Source organism: Buttiauxella agrestis ATCC 33320 (assembly GCF_000735355.1).
GTDB lineage: Bacteria > Pseudomonadota > Gammaproteobacteria > Enterobacterales > Enterobacteriaceae > Buttiauxella > Buttiauxella agrestis.
In genome coordinates, this window is sequence record NZ_JMPI01000011.1 from 1 (window position 1) to 16,519 (window position 16,519).

The 16,519-nt window shown below is 53.7% G+C and carries 16 protein-coding genes; 3 read left to right on the forward strand and 13 right to left on the reverse strand.

Features of this window, described 5'->3' with window-relative positions:
- Window positions 1–40 precede the first annotated feature (40 nt).
- From ytfE to GBAG_RS01680, 4 genes are all read right to left on the reverse strand, one after another.
- On the reverse strand, window positions 41–703 hold the full coding sequence (gene ytfE, locus GBAG_RS01665) for an iron-sulfur cluster repair protein YtfE (RefSeq protein ID WP_034492842.1): 663 nt from the start codon (window positions 701–703) through the stop codon (window positions 41–43).
- Between the two features lie 84 nt (window positions 704–787).
- Entirely contained in the window at window positions 788–1,762 is a 975-nt protein-coding gene (locus GBAG_RS01670) for a DMT family transporter (RefSeq protein WP_034492845.1), read from the reverse strand.
- A gap of 86 nt (window positions 1,763–1,848) precedes the next feature.
- Window positions 1,849–2,673, reverse strand: a complete 825-nt coding sequence (locus GBAG_RS01675) for an AraC family transcriptional regulator (protein WP_034492848.1) — start codon at window positions 2,671–2,673, stop codon at window positions 1,849–1,851.
- Window positions 2,674–2,736: 63 nt separating this feature from the next.
- Window positions 2,737–3,585 (reverse strand): SDR family oxidoreductase, encoded by an 849-nt coding sequence (locus GBAG_RS01680; RefSeq protein ID WP_034492850.1) that lies wholly within the window; start codon window positions 3,583–3,585, stop codon window positions 2,737–2,739.
- Window positions 3,586–3,676: 91 nt separating this feature from the next.
- Between GBAG_RS01680 and GBAG_RS01685 the strand changes: the two genes are divergently transcribed.
- Window positions 3,677–4,066, forward strand: a complete 390-nt coding sequence (locus tag GBAG_RS01685; RefSeq protein ID WP_034492853.1) for a winged helix-turn-helix transcriptional regulator — start codon at window positions 3,677–3,679, stop codon at window positions 4,064–4,066.
- 95 nt (window positions 4,067–4,161) lie between these two features.
- On the opposite strand, the gene GBAG_RS01690 is transcribed toward GBAG_RS01685, so the two are convergent.
- On the reverse strand, window positions 4,162–6,093 hold the full coding sequence (locus GBAG_RS01690) for a bifunctional 2',3'-cyclic-nucleotide 2'-phosphodiesterase/3'-nucleotidase (RefSeq protein ID WP_034492856.1): 1,932 nt from the start codon (window positions 6,091–6,093) through the stop codon (window positions 4,162–4,164).
- Between the two features lie 188 nt (window positions 6,094–6,281).
- On the opposite strand from GBAG_RS01690, the gene cysQ reads away from it, so the two are divergent.
- The gene (cysQ, locus tag GBAG_RS01695; protein WP_034492859.1) at window positions 6,282–7,022 is read left to right on the forward strand and encodes a 3'(2'),5'-bisphosphate nucleotidase CysQ; all 741 of its coding nucleotides are present in this window, start codon (window positions 6,282–6,284) and stop codon (window positions 7,020–7,022) included.
- Here cysQ and GBAG_RS01700 read toward each other — a convergent pair.
- Window positions 7,012–7,569 (reverse strand): YtfJ family protein, encoded by a 558-nt coding sequence (locus tag GBAG_RS01700; protein ID WP_034492862.1) that lies wholly within the window; start codon window positions 7,567–7,569, stop codon window positions 7,012–7,014. The genes cysQ and GBAG_RS01700 overlap by 11 nt on opposite strands.
- 340 nt (window positions 7,570–7,909) lie before the next feature.
- Here GBAG_RS01700 and GBAG_RS01705 point away from each other — a divergent pair, with 340 nt between their 5' ends.
- A complete protein-coding gene (locus tag GBAG_RS01705) occupies window positions 7,910–8,116 on the forward strand; it encodes a DUF1107 domain-containing protein (protein WP_034461209.1) in 207 nt (68 codons plus the stop codon).
- Window positions 8,117–8,178: 62 nt separating this feature from the next.
- On the opposite strand, the gene paeA is transcribed toward GBAG_RS01705, so the two are convergent.
- The 7 genes from paeA to msrA form a co-directional block, all read right to left on the reverse strand.
- Window positions 8,179–9,516, reverse strand: a complete 1,338-nt coding sequence (paeA, locus tag GBAG_RS01710; protein WP_034492865.1) for a polyamine export protein PaeA — start codon at window positions 9,514–9,516, stop codon at window positions 8,179–8,181.
- Window positions 9,517–9,772: 256 nt separating this feature from the next.
- Complete coding sequence (locus GBAG_RS01715) at window positions 9,773–11,671, reverse strand: heavy metal translocating P-type ATPase (protein ID WP_034492867.1); 1,899 nt, start codon at window positions 11,669–11,671, stop codon at window positions 9,773–9,775.
- Window positions 11,668–12,720, reverse strand: a complete 1,053-nt coding sequence (locus GBAG_RS01720) for an SPFH domain-containing protein (protein WP_034492868.1) — start codon at window positions 12,718–12,720, stop codon at window positions 11,668–11,670. Before GBAG_RS01720 ends, GBAG_RS01715 begins: the two co-directional genes overlap by 4 nt.
- Window positions 12,713–13,207, reverse strand: a complete 495-nt coding sequence (locus GBAG_RS23030) for an SPFH domain-containing protein (RefSeq protein WP_246864846.1) — start codon at window positions 13,205–13,207, stop codon at window positions 12,713–12,715. Before GBAG_RS23030 ends, GBAG_RS01720 begins: the two co-directional genes overlap by 8 nt.
- Before the next feature lie 3 nt (window positions 13,208–13,210).
- On the reverse strand, window positions 13,211–13,696 hold the full coding sequence (locus GBAG_RS23035; RefSeq protein WP_246864847.1) for an SPFH domain-containing protein: 486 nt from the start codon (window positions 13,694–13,696) through the stop codon (window positions 13,211–13,213).
- The gene (gene hflK / locus GBAG_RS01730) at window positions 13,693–15,660 is read right to left on the reverse strand and encodes a protease modulator HflK (RefSeq protein WP_034492870.1); all 1,968 of its coding nucleotides are present in this window, start codon (window positions 15,658–15,660) and stop codon (window positions 13,693–13,695) included. The genes GBAG_RS23035 and hflK overlap by 4 nt, the downstream gene beginning before the upstream one ends.
- Window positions 15,661–15,876: 216 nt before the next feature.
- Entirely contained in the window at window positions 15,877–16,515 is a 639-nt protein-coding gene (gene msrA / locus GBAG_RS01735) for a peptide-methionine (S)-S-oxide reductase MsrA (protein ID WP_034492871.1), read from the reverse strand.
- Window positions 16,516–16,519: the final 4 nt, after the last annotated feature.

Consider the following 16,519-nt stretch of genomic DNA (forward strand, 5'->3'; position numbering starts at 1 on the left):
TCCCCCTCTCCCTCAGGGAGAGGGCCGGGGTGAGGGTGAACTATTCACCAGCTAAAGCTCGCGGAAACAGCACATTATTCTCAAGACTGATGTGATTCATCAGGTCGTCAATCAGCTCATTAATTCCGTTATACATCGCTTTCCATGTTGTGCAGGCTTCCGGCGGTGGGGTCACGTCATTGGTGGTGTGCTTAATCACTTCCAGCAATTCGCCTGCGTCGTCATGCTCACTTTCCATCACGCTAATCGGGCCGTTGGCCTGAGTTCCCATTCCCTGTTTAATCATCGGGAACAGGATTTGCTCTTCTTTCATCATGTGGCTGCTCAGTTCCTGATGCAGCATGGTGAGGTATTTCGCCAGCCCTTTCGGCACGTTCGGTTTATCGGCGTGAACGCGCTCAACTTTGGTCGCCTGAAGAATCAACTCCGGTAACTGTTCGCGGTGGCGATCGTGATAACGCACGATAATATGGTCGATGATTTCGGCCAGCGGCGCGCTTTGCCAGTCTTTTTCGACAGGTTCTTGAGCAAGCTTTGCAAGCTCGGTTTCGATGGCTTCCAGGTCCAACTCTTTGCGCGTTGCGGCACGCTCAAGCGTCTGTCTCCCACCGCAGCAAAAATCGAGATCCAATTTACGGAACAACGCAGAAGCGCGTGGAATAGTTAAAGCCAGTTCACCTAATGCTTGATCGCGAAAAGCCATGAGCAGTTACCTCGTTGTCGATAATATAAGATGCATATTAAATGCATCTTTAAGTCGGCGCTATGACTATTTCGAGGTAACGCGCTATTTATCCGTCGTGATGACCACTTCCGCGAGCGTGTTTTTCTGCGGTTTTGTTAGCACCGCCATCACCACGCCAACCACCAGGCAAATAATCCCGAGTAACGTCAGCAGCGGCGGCCAACTGTGGCGCAGCATAAAGGTGTAAGCCAGTCCCGCCAGCGTTTCAAAGACAATCAGCGGGCCGACGATCACCGTCGGTAATCGTTGGCTGGCAATGTTCCAGCACAATGCGCCAAGCCATGAACAAAACAGCGCAATCGCTAACATCAGCGTTAAAAACACTTCCGGACGTGGGCCAAAGGGCAGGGTGAAGTCGGTGTTGGTGCGAGACATCCACAGGCAAACGGCAATATAACCGAGCAGTGAAAATGGCAGAATCGCCAGGCCTTGCGCTGTCGCCCACATTAAGGGGTTTTTGTCCGGATTTTCGCGCAGCCAGCATGCGTTACGCAGCGCATACCACGCCCAGCAGGCCACCGAGATAAACGCCAGGCCAATCCCGCTCACGTAGCGCCACCAGCTGAAATCGAGTTGCCCGCTGCGTAATTCGGCGGTATTCACCATCGCCAGCCCCAACGCGATAATCACCAGCGCAGGCGCCAGCCGATGCCACGGCAATTTACCATCACGTTTGCTGTAAAGCAGATTGGCGAACACCGGGATCACCACCGGAAGCGTGCCGATAATCATGGTCGAAATCGGCGCACCGGTGCGCTGAATAGCGCTTGCGAGGCAGACGTAATAAATGAGATTGCCCACGGTCGAGAGTTTAAGTGCTGTAAACCAGTCTTCGCGCTTGAGCTGCCGTAAACGTTGGCGTCCAAACCAGGCCAAAGGCAGGGCAATAAAACCCAGAGCCAGATAGCGGCCGGTTGACTGCATGGCGGCGGGGTAATCAGGAACAATCAGCGGGCCGACAAAAATCAGTCCCCACATCAGCCCTGCCAGCAGGGCGTACAACACACCAGTTAACATCTTCTTTATCCATTTATTGCTTTGGAATGAGTTTAGGTGGCGTGCGCAGGAAAATATTGTACCAGCTTGCGGTTTAGCGGCTTTAACTAGCGGGCGACCTGTTTCTGGTAACGCACAGGCGTGATTCCATAGCGCTGCGAGAAGGCATGAGTCAAATGCGCCTGGTCGGTTAAACCGCAGGCTGCCGCCACGTGTACGGCGGGCATGCCGCTCGTCAGAAGCCGTTTAGCGTGCCACAGGCGAATCGCCATCAGCATCTGATGCGGAGTGACGTGATAGTGCGCTTTAAACATGCGCTGGAAATGATACGGACTCAGTGACACCACGGCCGCCAGTTCATCAAGCATTACCGGGTGCATATAATTATCGTGTAGATAATCGCGAATATGCTCGAAACGGTGCGCCGGGTCTTGCGCTCCCCCAGACTGATGTTGCGCGTAGGGTCGGAAAGTTTCGATGAGATTGAGTAATAAACCTTGCTGCGCTAGCAAATCATTCTCGCTCCACAACTGTTTGATCAGTTGGGAAATATCACCTGCCCGTTGCGGATCGTGCTTCACGACCTCGCTAAACGACCAGTTTCGCGAGCCGGTCACTCTCTCAACAAGATCCGGTTCGAGGTAAATCATGCGGTACTGCCAGCCGTCTTCGGTTGCTGCTTCGCCGGTATGAAGCTCGTCCGGGTTCATCAACACTAACGAATCCCGCGCAGCAACATGCTGAACACCCCGATACCGAAAACGTTCAGCGCCTCGCGTCACCGTTCCAATGCCAAAGGCTTCGTGAGTGTGCGGTTCAAAGGCGTAGCGTGAAATATGGGCGTGATAAAGCTCAACGCCGGGCAGTTGCGGTAAATGCCGGAATTGGGCGTTGTCTTTTTTATCGCTGAACTGTACAGGTACGCCTTGCACACTAATCTCCGTATGGACACCCCATCAGTATAGGGATGTCCTGGTTTAACGGAAAGTTAACAATTACAGCGCGGCGCGAATGCTTTCGGCAAGCGGGGTGGTCGGGCGGCCAATCAGGGCGCTTAGATGGTGGCTATCATCAAACAGGCCACCTTTGGACGCGCCAACGTCAGAGTTTGCCAACATTGCTGCTAGCCCTTCTGGCAAGCCAGCACCGAGCAATGCTGCTTTAAAATCATCTTCCGGCAAGTTCTGATACACCACGGTTTTGCCGCTCTGTTTGGTCAGCTCCGCAGTCAGCTCAGACAGCGTCCAGCCGTGGTCACCCGCGAGTTCGTAAACTTTGCCCGCCTGGTTATCCAGTGTCATGACTTTAGCGGCTGCTGCTGCGTAATCAGCACGAGCAGCCGCAGCGATTTTGCCTTCGCCAGTGCTACCAATAAATACGCCGTGTTGCAGAGCAGGCGGCACGCTGGCGAGGTAGTTTTCGGTATACCAGCCGTTGCGCAGCAGTACGAATGGAATGCCGGATTGTTTTAGCATTGCTTCGGTGGCGATATGTTCATCGGCAAGGCCCAGTGGCGAGGAATCAGCATGCAACAGGCTGGTGTAGGCAATCAGTTTCACGCCTGCTTCTTTGGCTGCATCAATCACATTGCGATGCTGAATGGCACGTTGTCCTACTTCACTTGAAGAAATCAGCAGCAGTTTTTCAACCCCCGTCAGTGCCTGCACGAGTGCCGCTTTATCTTCATAGCTGGCGGCACGTACCTGAACACCACGATCAGCAAATGATTTAATTTTTGCCGGGTTACGCACGATGGCAACCAATTGGTTAGCCGCAACGGTATTCAGTAATTCTTCAACAACGAGTTGGCCCAGTTGGCCGGAAGCTCCGGTAATCGCGATCATGGTAAATCTCCTGTGGGTGTTCTGGTTAAGTTGTGCCACACTATCACCAGCACTAACTTAAAGTAAGTACGCACAAAAAGGTAAGTATGAAATGAGTGAGATTGAAACCCGTCCGCTGTCGTTAACCGAGCAAATGCGTGATGGCAATTTATTTGCTGAGCAGTGCCCGTCGCGTGATGTGTTAAAACACGTCACCAGCCGTTGGGGCGTACTGATTCTGGTGGCCTTACAGGAAGGAACGCATCGCTTTAGCGATCTGCGCCGCAAAATGGGCGGGGTGAGTGAAAAAATGCTCGCGCAAACACTGCAATGGCTGGAGGCCGACGGTTTTGTTAATCGAAAATCCTACCCGGTTGTGCCACCGCATGTGGAATACAGTTTGACGCCGTTGGGCTGTGAAGTTGCTGAGAAAGTCGCGGACCTGGCTGACTGGATTGAATTGAATTTGCCGCGAGTGTTAGTGTCTCGCGAAGAAATCTAACATTCGCCGGTGGATGACGCTTGCGCTTATCCACCCTACAAAATCATGCACTTGTAGGTCGGATAAGCGCAGCGTCATCCGACACGTGGTTAAACCTACTTACCTAAATCCAACTGATAAATCGCAAAGCCGATTTCATCCGTTCCCACATTCTTCATCGGATACTGGCCTTTCTCTTTGATGAAGGCCGCCGCTTTGTCGCCTGGTGAGGTTTCAAAGCGAATATCTAATTTCTGATTGCTGTGAATCGGTGCCAGACGCCAGTTGTTATCTGCAGCCGGGTGAATTTCTTTGCTTGCCGTAATCCAGTTTGCCAGCACCGAGCGGTTTTCATCAGGCGATGCGAAAGCAATATGGCTATCGCCAGTTCCTGCAAACTTGCCGCCGTAAGCGCGATAGTTATTGGTCGCCACCAGGAATGTCGCGTTCGGGTCAATTGGCTTGCCCTTGAACGTCAGTCCTTTAATGCGCTCGGCTTTCGGGTTCACCATCTGGCATTCGCCGTCGTAACGCGCCGGTTGCGACACGTCAATCTGGTAATCCACGCCGTCGAGAACATCAAAGTTATAGGTGCGGAAACCGTCCCAATTAATCAGTGACTGCGGTTTCGTGCTGTTCACATCAATCTGATTAAACTGTCCGGCAGAACATTCCAGCCACTCTTTGACTTCTTTCCCGGACGCTTTCACCACAACAAGCGTGTTCGGGTAGAGATACAAATCGGCGGCGTTACGGAAGGTGAGCTGGCCTTTTTCCACTTCGACAAAACTGGCCGGATCGTTTTTACGCCCGCCGACTTTAAACGGCGCAGCAGCCGACAACACCGGCAGATTCGCCAGATCCGGGTCACCCTGAATGTATTTTTCAACGTAGGCAGTTTGCGCGTTATTCACCACCTGCACGGTAGGATCGTCCTGCACCAGCGCCAGATAGCTGTACATATTGTCGGAAGATTTGCCGATAGGTTTGCTCACGAACTCGCGCGTCGCGTCATGGTCATGCTTGAGCACATCAACCAGTTTGGCATCTTCTGCCGCCAGCGATTTCTTCGCCACGCTGTCATAAATCGGGCGTGCTTCCGCTTTACTGCTGACCACTTTCCATGCGCCGCTATCGTTGTTCAACACTAAATCAACCACACCCAGATGGTCACCCCACATGCCCGGCATCACCGCTGGAATGCCGTTCAGCGTGCCTTTTTCGAGATCAACACCTTTAATATTGGCGAAGTCTTTGCCTGGGAAGACTGCGTGAGCGTGGCCGAACAGGATGGTATCCACGCCCGGAACTTTGCTGAGGTAATACACCGAGTTTTCAGCCATCGCATGATACGGGTCGCTGGACAGGCCAGAGTGGGCGATAACCACCACTAAATCAGCACCTTGCTTACGCATCTCAGGCACGTACTGGCGAGCGGTTTCGGTGATATCTTTCACCGTCACTTTGCCTTCCAGATTCGTTTTATCCCACGTCATAATTTGTGGCGGTACAAAACCGATATAACCGATACGCAGCGTCTGCTCTTTGCCGTCTTTATCCTTAACGGTGGTTTCTTTAATCACATACGGCGTGAACAGCGGTTTATTGGTTTTGGCATCGATAATATTGGCATTCACATACGGGAATTTTGCCCCAGAAAGCGCCATATGCAGGTAATCGAGTCCGTAGTTAAACTCGTGATTCCCCAGGTTACCCACGGCGTAATCCAGCGTATTCAGTGCCTTATAAACCGGATGAATATCGCCTTTCTTCAGCCCTTTTGCCGCCATGTAATCACCCAGCGGGCTGCCCTGAATCAGGTCACCGTTATCAACCAGAACGCTGTTGACTGTCTCACCACGGGCGGCATTGATTAAACTCGCCGTACGCACCAACCCGAATTTCTCCGTCGGTGTGTCTTTGTAGTAATCGAAATCCATCATGTTGCTGTGAAGATCGCTGGTTTCCAGGATACGCAGGTCAACGGTCGCCGCGTTAACGCTGGTTGCAATCAGCGTGGCAAGGATCGTTGCGCTAAACTTGATCATGATTAAGGTCCTTTTTTCGAGGTAGTCCACACAAGGCTATGTATATAAACGTTGTTGCTTACATTTTTGTGAAGTGTGCCAGAAATAAGAATCATTAAACCGGAATCGCTTCACATATAGCGCAACCTGATGCGATGAGATATAAGTAAAACAATAGGTTATTTGCATGACACAACATGAGGTGGAGAATGTTAGATAAAATTTGCCAACTGGCTCGGGAGGCTGGAGCTGCCATCATGCAGGTGTATGAAGGGCAAAAGCCGCTGGAGGCGACCCAAAAATCCGATGATTCACCTGTGACGGCAGCGGACATCGCAGCTCACACCATTATCCTGAAAGGACTGCAAACATTGACGCCGGAAATACCGGTGCTTTCAGAAGAAGATCCTCAGAGTTGGGAAACTCGCCAAAGTTGGGATCGCTACTGGCTGGTGGACCCGCTCGACGGCACCAAAGAGTTCCTGAAACGTAACGGCGAATTTACCGTCAATATCGCGCTTATCGAAAAGGGCAAAGCGGTGTTGGGCGTAGTGTATGCGCCTGTGCTGAACGTGATGTACAGCGCGGCAGAAGGTAAAGCCTGGAAAGAAGAAAACGGCACGCGCAATCAGATTCAGGTGCGCGATGCTCGCCCGCCGTTGGTGGTCATCAGCCGTTCTCATAGTGATGACGAACTGAAAGAATATCTTCATCAATTGGGTGAACACCAGACAACATCTATCGGTTCGTCACTTAAATTTTGCCTGGTGGCAGAAGGGCAAGCGCAGCTTTACCCACGCTTTGGGCCAACCAATATCTGGGATACCGCAGCAGGCCATGCGGTTGCTGCCGCTGCTGGCGCACATGTTCATGACTGGCAGGGTAAGCCACTCGACTACACCCCGCGTGAGTCATTCTTAAACCCAGGCTTCCGGGTTTCTATTTACTAAGCAATCCACGCAGCAGGCTAATCACCTGCTGCACTTCTTCCTGGGTGAGCGAGCCATCTTTGGCAAACTGCACGCGACCTTCCTTATCCAACACCACAATCGCTGAACTGCCGGTTTCGAGTTGCCAGGATTTCTGCGCAACGCCATTACTATCGACAATAAACTGCGACCATGGGTACTGCGTTTTATTGCTCTCAAGACTGCTACGCACGAACATTCCGGTGCCCACAATCGCATCATCGGTATTGACGATAGTGGTGGTTTGATAGCGATCATGAGGGAATTTCGCGGCTTTAATCGCTTCGATTAAACCCGCATTCTTCTCTTTGGCACTGGTGCGACCGGCAATATGCTGCACCACTCGCACTTTTCCCACGAGCTGCGCACTATTCCAGTTTTTATAGCTAAACTTATCATTGTCGAGCATCAACTCGCCTTTATCCGTAATGCCAATAGGCGAGACTCGCTGATTTTTCTCAAAGTTATGTGCCGATGCCGCAAGAGGCAGTAGCAGCAGGGCAAGCGCAAGGGTTTTGCGTAGAGACATGAGGACTCCTTATCTTATTATTTGTGAAAAGTTTGCAGGTGCTCCGACCACTTCGTCGTGACGTTTTAAGCATATGTGCTGAATAGGTTTCTGTCCCGCAACAACGATGCCAGTTTGCGGGTGACCGCACATATCCCTGTTTTTTGAAGGCTTAAACTAAGTTTTGTTTACAATTGAAAAGAATATTCTGAGAAATTGTAATCATACGGTAAATAAGATTGTGCAAACTAGGTGTCGGTTTGTATATGGACTATAGTTTCCAGGCACCAAATTTTTCGCTTCGTTTTGTCGGACCAAATGTGGAACCGCAGGAGCGTTAACACTGCAGGAGAGAAGAAGAATGAAAATTTTCCAACGGTACAACCCGCTTCAGGTGGCGAAGTACGTGAAAATCCTGTTCCGTGGACGGTTGTACATCAAGGACGTTGGCGCTTTTGAATTTGATAAGGGCAAGATTCTTATCCCAAAAGTGAAAGATAAGCAGCATCTATCTGTTATGTCTGAAGTAAACCGCCAGGTTATACGCATGCAGGCGGAAATGGCATAAAGCCATAAGTCATACCAAAAACGGCACCCGAGGGTGCCGTTAGTGTTTCTAAGTATTGATAATTACGCCGCGTTCTGCTCTTCGCCATCTGGCAGTTTTGGCGTCAACGGCGTCGGCTTATTGTCGATACGCGTTACCAGCAGCTGGTCAATTCGATAGTTATCAATATCCACTACTTCGAATTTATACCCGGAGAACTTCACCGAATCGGTGCGTTTCGGGATTTTTCGCAGCATAAACATCATAAAGCCGCCGATGGTTTCGTAGTTCCCGGATTGCGGGAACTCGTCGATATCCAGCACGCGCATGACGTCGTCAATCGGCGTACCGCCCTCAACCAGCCACGAGTTTTCATCGCGAGCCACGATTTGCTCTTCCATGCCCTGGCCGACCAGGTCACCCATCAGCGTGGTCATCACATCATTAAGCGTGATGATTCCCACCACCAATGCGTATTCGTTCATGATAACCGCGAAGTCTTCACCGGCGGTTTTGAAGCTTTCCAGCGCTTCGGAAAGCGTCAGGGTATCCGGTACAATCAGCGTATTACGCAGATGCACACCGCTGTTGAGCGCCATGCTCTGGTTGCCCAGCACGCGGTTAAGCAGCTCTTTGGAATCCACATAACCAACGATATGGTCGATATCGCCATTACACACCAGGAACTTCGAGTGTGGATGTTCGGCGATTTTGTTCTTCAGGCTTTGCTCGTCTTCATGCAAATCAAACCAGATGACGTTTTCGCGCGACGTCATCGACGACGGCACGGTACGCGATTCCAGTTCAAACACGTTTTCAATCAGCTCATGTTCTTGCTTACGCAACACGCCAGCCAACGCGCCAGCTTCAAACACGGCGTAAACATCATCAGAAGTGATGTCGTCATTACGCACCATCGGCAGTTTGAAAATGCGGAAAATGACGTTCGCCAGGCCGTTAAAGAACCACACCAGCGGGCGGAAGATAAACAGACAGAAGCGCATCGGGTTGATGATTCGCAAAGCAACTGATTCAGGCGAAATCATACCGATGCGTTTCGGAGTGAGGTCTGCAAACAGAATGAACAGGCTAGTGACGAGCGTAAAGGAGATGATAAAGCTCAGTTGGTCAGCCATTTCTGGGGAGAAGAAACGCTCCAGAAGCACTTTAAAGGCCGGAGAAAACGCTGCATCGCCGACGATACCACCGAGAATCGCGACCGCGTTCAGGCCAATCTGCACCACGGTAAAGAACATGCCAGGGCTTTCCTGCATTTTCAGCACACGCTGTGCGTTCAGGTTGCCCTCATCAGCCAGCAGCTTGAGTTTTATCTTGCGGGAAGCAGCCAGCGAGATCTCGGAAATTGAGAAAAACGCACTGACGGAAATAAGAAGAAGTATTAATAAAATACTGTTTAACATAGTTTATCCGGCTTAGAGCCAGAGCCTCGGAAGGAAAGTTGAAAATCTAAGGGTTAATACGTTTTGACTGCCAGTCCGTGGAGGTTGGGCCAGCAATTTCAACGGGTAGTATAGCGTAAGGGTGTATAGGGCTGCCAGAGGGCATAATTTGGCCGCAGACGGCCTTTCGTAGGGCGGGTAAGCGCAGCGCCCCCGCCAGCATGGGTGAAAACGGCGGATGACGCTTCGCTTATCCGCCCTACAACTGCTATTTCCATCACCCGCTCAACTTTTCTTCAAATCGCAATATTCGCCCGGCATTGCCCAGCACCAGCAGCGTGCTCAGGTTATGCAAAATGGCGGCAATCACCGCGCCAGATGCGCCGAGCCAGCCGAAAGCCGCAGCGGCGACAATCACCAGCGTCCAGCCCAGGCCGATCATCACGTTGACTTGCAGCGTGCGGCGGCAGCGGCGGCTCAAGCGCACGCAGGTGCCGAGGCGGCGTAAATCCCCGCCAATCAACACGATATCGGCGGATGCCATAGCGATATCCGAACCGCCTGCACCCATCGCGACACCGACCACGCCTGCTTTGATCGCTAACGAATCGTTGATGCCATCGCCGACCACCATCGGTCGAAAGCCGTTGTCGATTTGCACGCTGACCTGGTGCAGTTTATCGGCGGGCAGTGCGCCTGCGATAACGTTGTTTATGCCGACTTTTTTGGCGATGCGTTGCGCTACTGCTTCACGGTCGCCAGTCAGTAACAATTGCTGATTCAGGCCGAGATCGCGCAGTTCGGTCATTGCCTCTGCCGCTTCGTCGCGCAGGCTGTCGGCCAGTAAAATCCAGCCACGGAAACGACCCGCTAGCACCAGGCCGACAATTGGCCCGTCGTGTGGCGGTTCTTCTGGTAAATCGGCAACCTGAGTTTTTAACAATTCATGTCGGCCAAGATACGCCTCGCCCCCCGCTGTGGTGGCAGAAATACCCAAACCTTGATGTTCATGCACATTTTCAAGCTCTGGCCATGCACTTTGCGGGGCGATATTGACCAGCGCCCGGCTGACCGGGTGGTTACTGGTCGCGCCGAGACTTGCCGCCAGAGCGGACAGCGCCTGCGGTGATTCGCCGGGTTCAGGTAGCAATTCATGCAATTGCAGTTTGCCGTGCGTGAGCGTACCGGTTTTGTCGATAATCACCGCATTGAGCTCGGCAAGTTCTTCGAGGAAAGCCGCACCGCGAATCAAAATCCCATGACGCGCGGCGACGGTTAGCCCGGCAATTGACGTTGCAGGTGCGGAAAGTACCAGCGCACACGGGCAGGCGGCAACCAGCACGGCCAGCATCGCCTGGTTATTCTGCGTCAAAAACCACGTGCTGGCGGCAATCAGTAAAACCAGCAGCAAGTAGCGTGCAGCGTGGCGTTCCAGCAAGCGGGTAATTGGCGGGCTGGCCTGTTCGGCACTTTGCATCAGCGCGATAACGCGACCAAGCGTTGAGGTTTCGCCCGTGCGCGTGACTTCAATACGCAGCCGTCCGTCGAGATTAATCGCGCCACCATAAACGTTCATGCCAGGTTTCACTTCCAGCGGAACGGACTCTCCGGTAATTGGCGCGGTGTCGAGGCTCGCCTGGCCCTCCAGCACGCGTCCGTCAGCGGGTAAACGGTCACCCGCCCGCACTTCCACGATGTCGCCCGCCACCAGTTCGTGGTTGTCGATATCGTGCAGATTGCCGTCTGCATCAAAACGTCGCGCCCGGCTGCGGGTGAGCTTGCCGAGGGCTTCAATCGCCTCTTGCGAGCCAATCACGCTGCGCTCTTCAAGAATGTGGCCAACGGTCATGATCAATGGAAGCAAGGCGGCGGTGAGCAAATCGCCCGTCGCCCAGGAGCCAATCAGCGCCAGCGCCACCAGTTGATCGGTAATGCCGTGCAGGCTTGGGTAGCGCAGGCTATAAAAGGCGTGGCGCAGCACCGGAATGCCGACCATCAGCGAGGCCGTACCCAGCAGAATATCCGCAACGGCAACTTGTTCCGGTGCCAGGCCGCGCCACAGCAGACCGAGAATTAACGTGCCGCTGGCGACCAGCGCCAGAATCAGTTGGCGAGTGATCTGGCGCTGTTCCTGATGGCTTAATGCGCCGCCAGGATTGATAGAATCGGTACTCATTTTTGAGAAGGTTCCTTTTGCCCGGCGGCTTGCAGAATCAAATTCGCATCATCCTGCGGTGAAACGGTAATCACCGATTCGGCCTGCGCCAGAATCGCCGCAATGCGTTCGCGGTAAACGCGTGGCAGCAGGTCTGGATCGTGTGGAGTGTTGGCTAATCGAGCGACCATCGCGGTATCGGACTGCGCCTTTGCGACTTTTTCTTGGGCTTGTGCCTGGGCTGTCTGGCGCGTCTGGTCGGCAAGCTGGGTCGATTTTTGCCGGATTAAAGAAGCATCGGTATTCGCGGTGGCGATGGCCTGTGAAGCCTTCTGGCTGGCGGTGAGAACGGCGTTAAAAGCGGTGACGGTCGAGGCCGGCAGAGTCGACTGGACGGTGACACGCTCAAGGGTAATGCCCAGCGAGCTGCCCGATTGCGCCAGGCGTTGCAGATTCTGCTCGACGTTATGCTGCACATCCGCACGCAGACGTTCTCGCAGCCTCGCGACGTTCATATCATTGCCGATCATTTCCGGGCGGGCGACAAGAATCGTGTCGAGATCGCGTGCGGCACACACCGCAACGGCGGCACGTTCAACCAGGCGATCGAGCGCGGGAATAACGTGTTCACCTTGCAACACATAATCCATCGGGCTGTTGACGCGATAAAACACGCTGATATCCAGCTGCACCACACCCGCATCACCGGTCAGCAAGTAGCCGGATCCCGCCAGTGCGTCGCTGCTGTTATCGTCGCGCATGTCCGCATTCAGCGCGTTGGGCGAGCGTAAAAGTGCGCTAACGCGATGTTCGATAACGCGGTCAGGTGCAGGCACCATCACCACGTCATCAATCGGCTTTGGCCAGCTCAGTAATAAACCGGGTTCAGCAATGCGTTGCTGGGCGCCAAAATGAAGCACCACGGCGCGGCTGTCAGCAGGAACCTGGCGGATGTTTGAGAACAGCCAGCTTGCGGCGGCCAGCAGCGTCAGCCCGAGCAGCGCGTAAAAGGCGAGGCGTATGGATTGCGTCCACGGGCCTGCGGATGATTTCGGCTGATGCTCACTCATGGGTTTTATCCAGCTTCGGGCCTTCTACCAACAGGCGGAATGGTGCGGCATCGGTGCGCAACACCAGGCGAGTGCTGGAATTCACCACGCCGCTAAGTGCATCAAGCTGGCGTAACAGGCTATAAAGCTCTGGCGAACTGGCGTAAGCCTTGCCATAAATTTCAGCCGCCTGCACCTGAGATTGCGCTTCGATATCAGCGGCCTGAACCTGCGCCTGCGCTTCGACAATACGTGCGTCGCGCTCAGCCGCGGAGCGGATTTCTGCGGCAGCACGTTTGCCTTCGGCGGTGCGTTCTGTGGCAATGGTTTCACGTTCGGCACGCATCCTGTCGACAGTGGCGTTGAGCGTGACCGCAGGGAGCGTCAGACGTTCGGTTCCCACCTGCACCAGACGAATGCCGTAACTTTCCAACAGCGGTTGGCTGATTTGCGCCTGTAAATGCGATTCAAACTGACCGAGCTGTACCTGTTTGCTGTCGGTATTCACCAGCTACGAGAGGGTAAAACCACTGGTGGTGGTTTCCAGCGCCGAACCCAAATAAGCCCGGATCTGCCGTGCGGCTTCGTCAGGCTGATTTTGTACCGCACGCATAAAACGCTGCACATGTTCCGGCGTGTTATCGACCTGCCACACCGCATAAGACTGGACGATGATGCGCAGCCCATCACGCGTGCCGACATCCTCTAAACCGCTTGATGTGGTGCGCATCCGCAAATCCACGGTGGTAGCCGTTTCAAAAGGCGCTGGTAGCCGCCACGCAAGCCCTGGATTGAGCAGCACGCGCACCGGGTTGCCAAAACGGGTAATGATCAGCGATTCGCCGGAGCGAACCTGAACCAGACTGGCGGCAGCGACGAGGATCAGCACGAGTAAACCGGCGCCTGCAATACGCTTCCAGGCTCCGGATTTAGGCGCTTCAGAGTGATGGTTGTGGTGGCAACCGTGACTGCAACCATGCTGATGTGAATGGCTCAACGGGAAGACTCCTGTGTCGGTTTGGAAGGCGCGTCACGCCGTGCTGCTTCGTTCAAAGAGGGAAATTCACGCAGGTCGATGGTGGGTGGCGAACCTGCGCCAATACGACTGTCGATAATCATCAATGGGCTATGGCCTAAGGTTTGATGCAATTGGCTGAACCACAACTCATCAACAAAAACCTGGCCGGATTGCTCGACCGCCTGTTTTTGCGCGGCAAAACGCACGGCAGTTGCCTGTGCTTTGCTGGTGACATCGGTGGCGTTCATTTGTGCCTGGTTCTGGCGGGTTGTCGCAGTGGTTTGCGCGCTGGCGGCGAGTTGCGCCGCGTGCCCACGCTCGCGCGATACCAGTGCCTGAGCTGAAATTTGCGCGGCCTGCACGCCATGAAATGCATCGGCGGCCCCGGCTGGTGGGTGAATGGCTTCGACCACCGTTGAAAGCAACTCCACGCCGCTGTGTAACTCGTCGAGCCTTTGTTGCACTGCCCGGTTAATCTGGCTGGCTAAGGCATTACGTTGATCGCCGAGTAACTGTTCAAGCGTGAGCGAGGAAAACTGATGCACCAGCACTTGATTGGCGGTGCTGCGGATAAGCTCTGGCAGATTATTGCTGCGGTAAGTCGCCGCCAGCGCGGCGTTATCGGTTAAGCCAATGCGCCACATAAATCGCACATCGCTGTTAATAATTTGCAGGCTTTGCTGGTCGCCACTTTGGCTGGCGATAATCTGTGCTTTATCAAAGCTATGAACGGCATCCCACAGGCGATCCGCACTTTGCGGCGCATTACCTTCCGCACTTGCCAGCGGTTCGGATGCGGCATCCGGCTCTTCTCCGGCAGCCAGTTCATGCACCTGGCCGTTCTCAGTCAGCATCACCTGACCAAAAGGCCACGGCAGCCCGTAATGCAGGCCGGCAGGTAAGACCGCAACAGGTTTACCAAAACGTTCGTAAATGCCGCGCTGGGTGGTAGAAACTTGCTGGATACCCGTCAGCAACCAGCCGCAAAACATCATCACCGCAACAACCGGCACAAAAGCACGCTTCAGGACGGTGAACGCCCAAAGTTGGCGCAAATCAATGCCAAAGTGCTGATGGATTTCGTGCTGGAGAAACAGTAGCGGGCGCGGCGGCCAGACGAGCTGTGCCGCCAGTTGGCTTTTCGCCAGATATTCCGGTTCTGCGTCTTCCGCTTTAGGCGGCATAAACAGCGAAAAAAGACCGCGCAGCAGGAACTCAATCGCCACCAGTAACACCGGAATCGCGGGCAGGTTAATCAGCAGTGAGAGCGTGACAGACGGGAAAACCAACGGCGGTAAAGAGAGGAATTGCACCGCAAGCGTTAAGCGCAATATCGGCGCAATGAATTTCGCTTCCGGCCAGGCTTCGCTGGCAGTCGCCGCCAGATGACGTTCGGCGACCAGAGTGGCAAACATCGCCGCCGCAATTATGCCGACTGCCGCCCAGCGTAATGTGCCTTCATCCAGCCCGACGTAATTAGCGCCCCAGCCCGAAAGCGTGACAAACAACACGAGTGCCGCCATCAAGGCAAGGCTAATCCCATCGCTTTTGAGCGCCGCGTTGATGCGTTTGACGTTAACAGGAATGAGCGCGCCAAGCCGCTGATAAATGGTCGGCGAGGCTTCAGCTTCCGTCAGAGCTTCTTCACTTTTCAACGGTGGAGCGAAGATATCAGCTCGCCACTGGCATATTCGTTGCGCGTTATAAAACGCGACGGCTAACAACATCAGCACGGCGGCATTGCTGGTTAACAGCGCTGCCCAGCGGGAAGATGACTCGAAAGTATGAGTTATCAGCGCCACAACAAGCATAAGGAAAATCGTCGCACCTAGCCCGAAAACGACTCTTGCGGCCAGCATGGCCTGCGAAGATGCCAAAGAGTATCGAGCCTGAGCGACTAACGGCGAATGTTCCGTCGGTTCAGATAATGGGGAGTGCTGCATGGAATGATTATTTTCAGGCGCAAGGTGTCTGCGACATTGAGGTTAATTGTTATCATATAACATATCACGGAGATGAATTATCCGTAAATGAAGTGCGGGTAACGGTTTGTACAAACGGGGTGTGGGACGTAGTTTTGTAGGGTGGATAAGCGCAAGCGTCATCCACCGTTTATGCGAATTTTGTCGGATGTCGCTATCGCTAATCCGACCTGTGATTTAGTCTTGTGGCGGCAAACAAACACCAATGCCACCGATGCCGCAGTAACCATACGGGTTTTTATGCAGATACTGCTGGTGGTCATCTTCGGCGTAATAGAACGGCCCGGCGTTAGCGATTTCGGTGGTGATTTTTCGGTCATCCCCGGAAAGTGCCATTGCGTCCTGGAAGCGCTCAAAACTGGCGCGGGCCGCCGCATCTTGTTCTGGCGTGAGTGGGTAGATTGCGGAGCGATACTGCGTGCCTGTATCGCCGCCCTGGCGCATGCCCTGAGCGGGATCGTGGTTTTCCCAGAATACGTGCAGCAGTTGCTCGTAACTCACCACGTTGGGATCGTAAACCACGCGCACGGCTTCGGTGTGCCCGGTCATACCGCTACAAACTTCATGGTAAGTGGGATTCGGGGTAAAACCTCCGGCATACCCAGCGGCGGTACTGTAAACCCCCGGCAATCTCCAGAATAAACGCTCAACGCCCCAGAAACAGCCCATCGCAAAATAAGCGATTTCCATGCCATCTGGTACATTTGTCATGGAATGCTCGTTAACCGCATGCAAAGTGGCGATAGGCATCGGGGTATTGCGACCAGGCAGCGCTTCCGACTGGGTGACGCGATGGGTTTTCTCAAATAATTTCATCAGT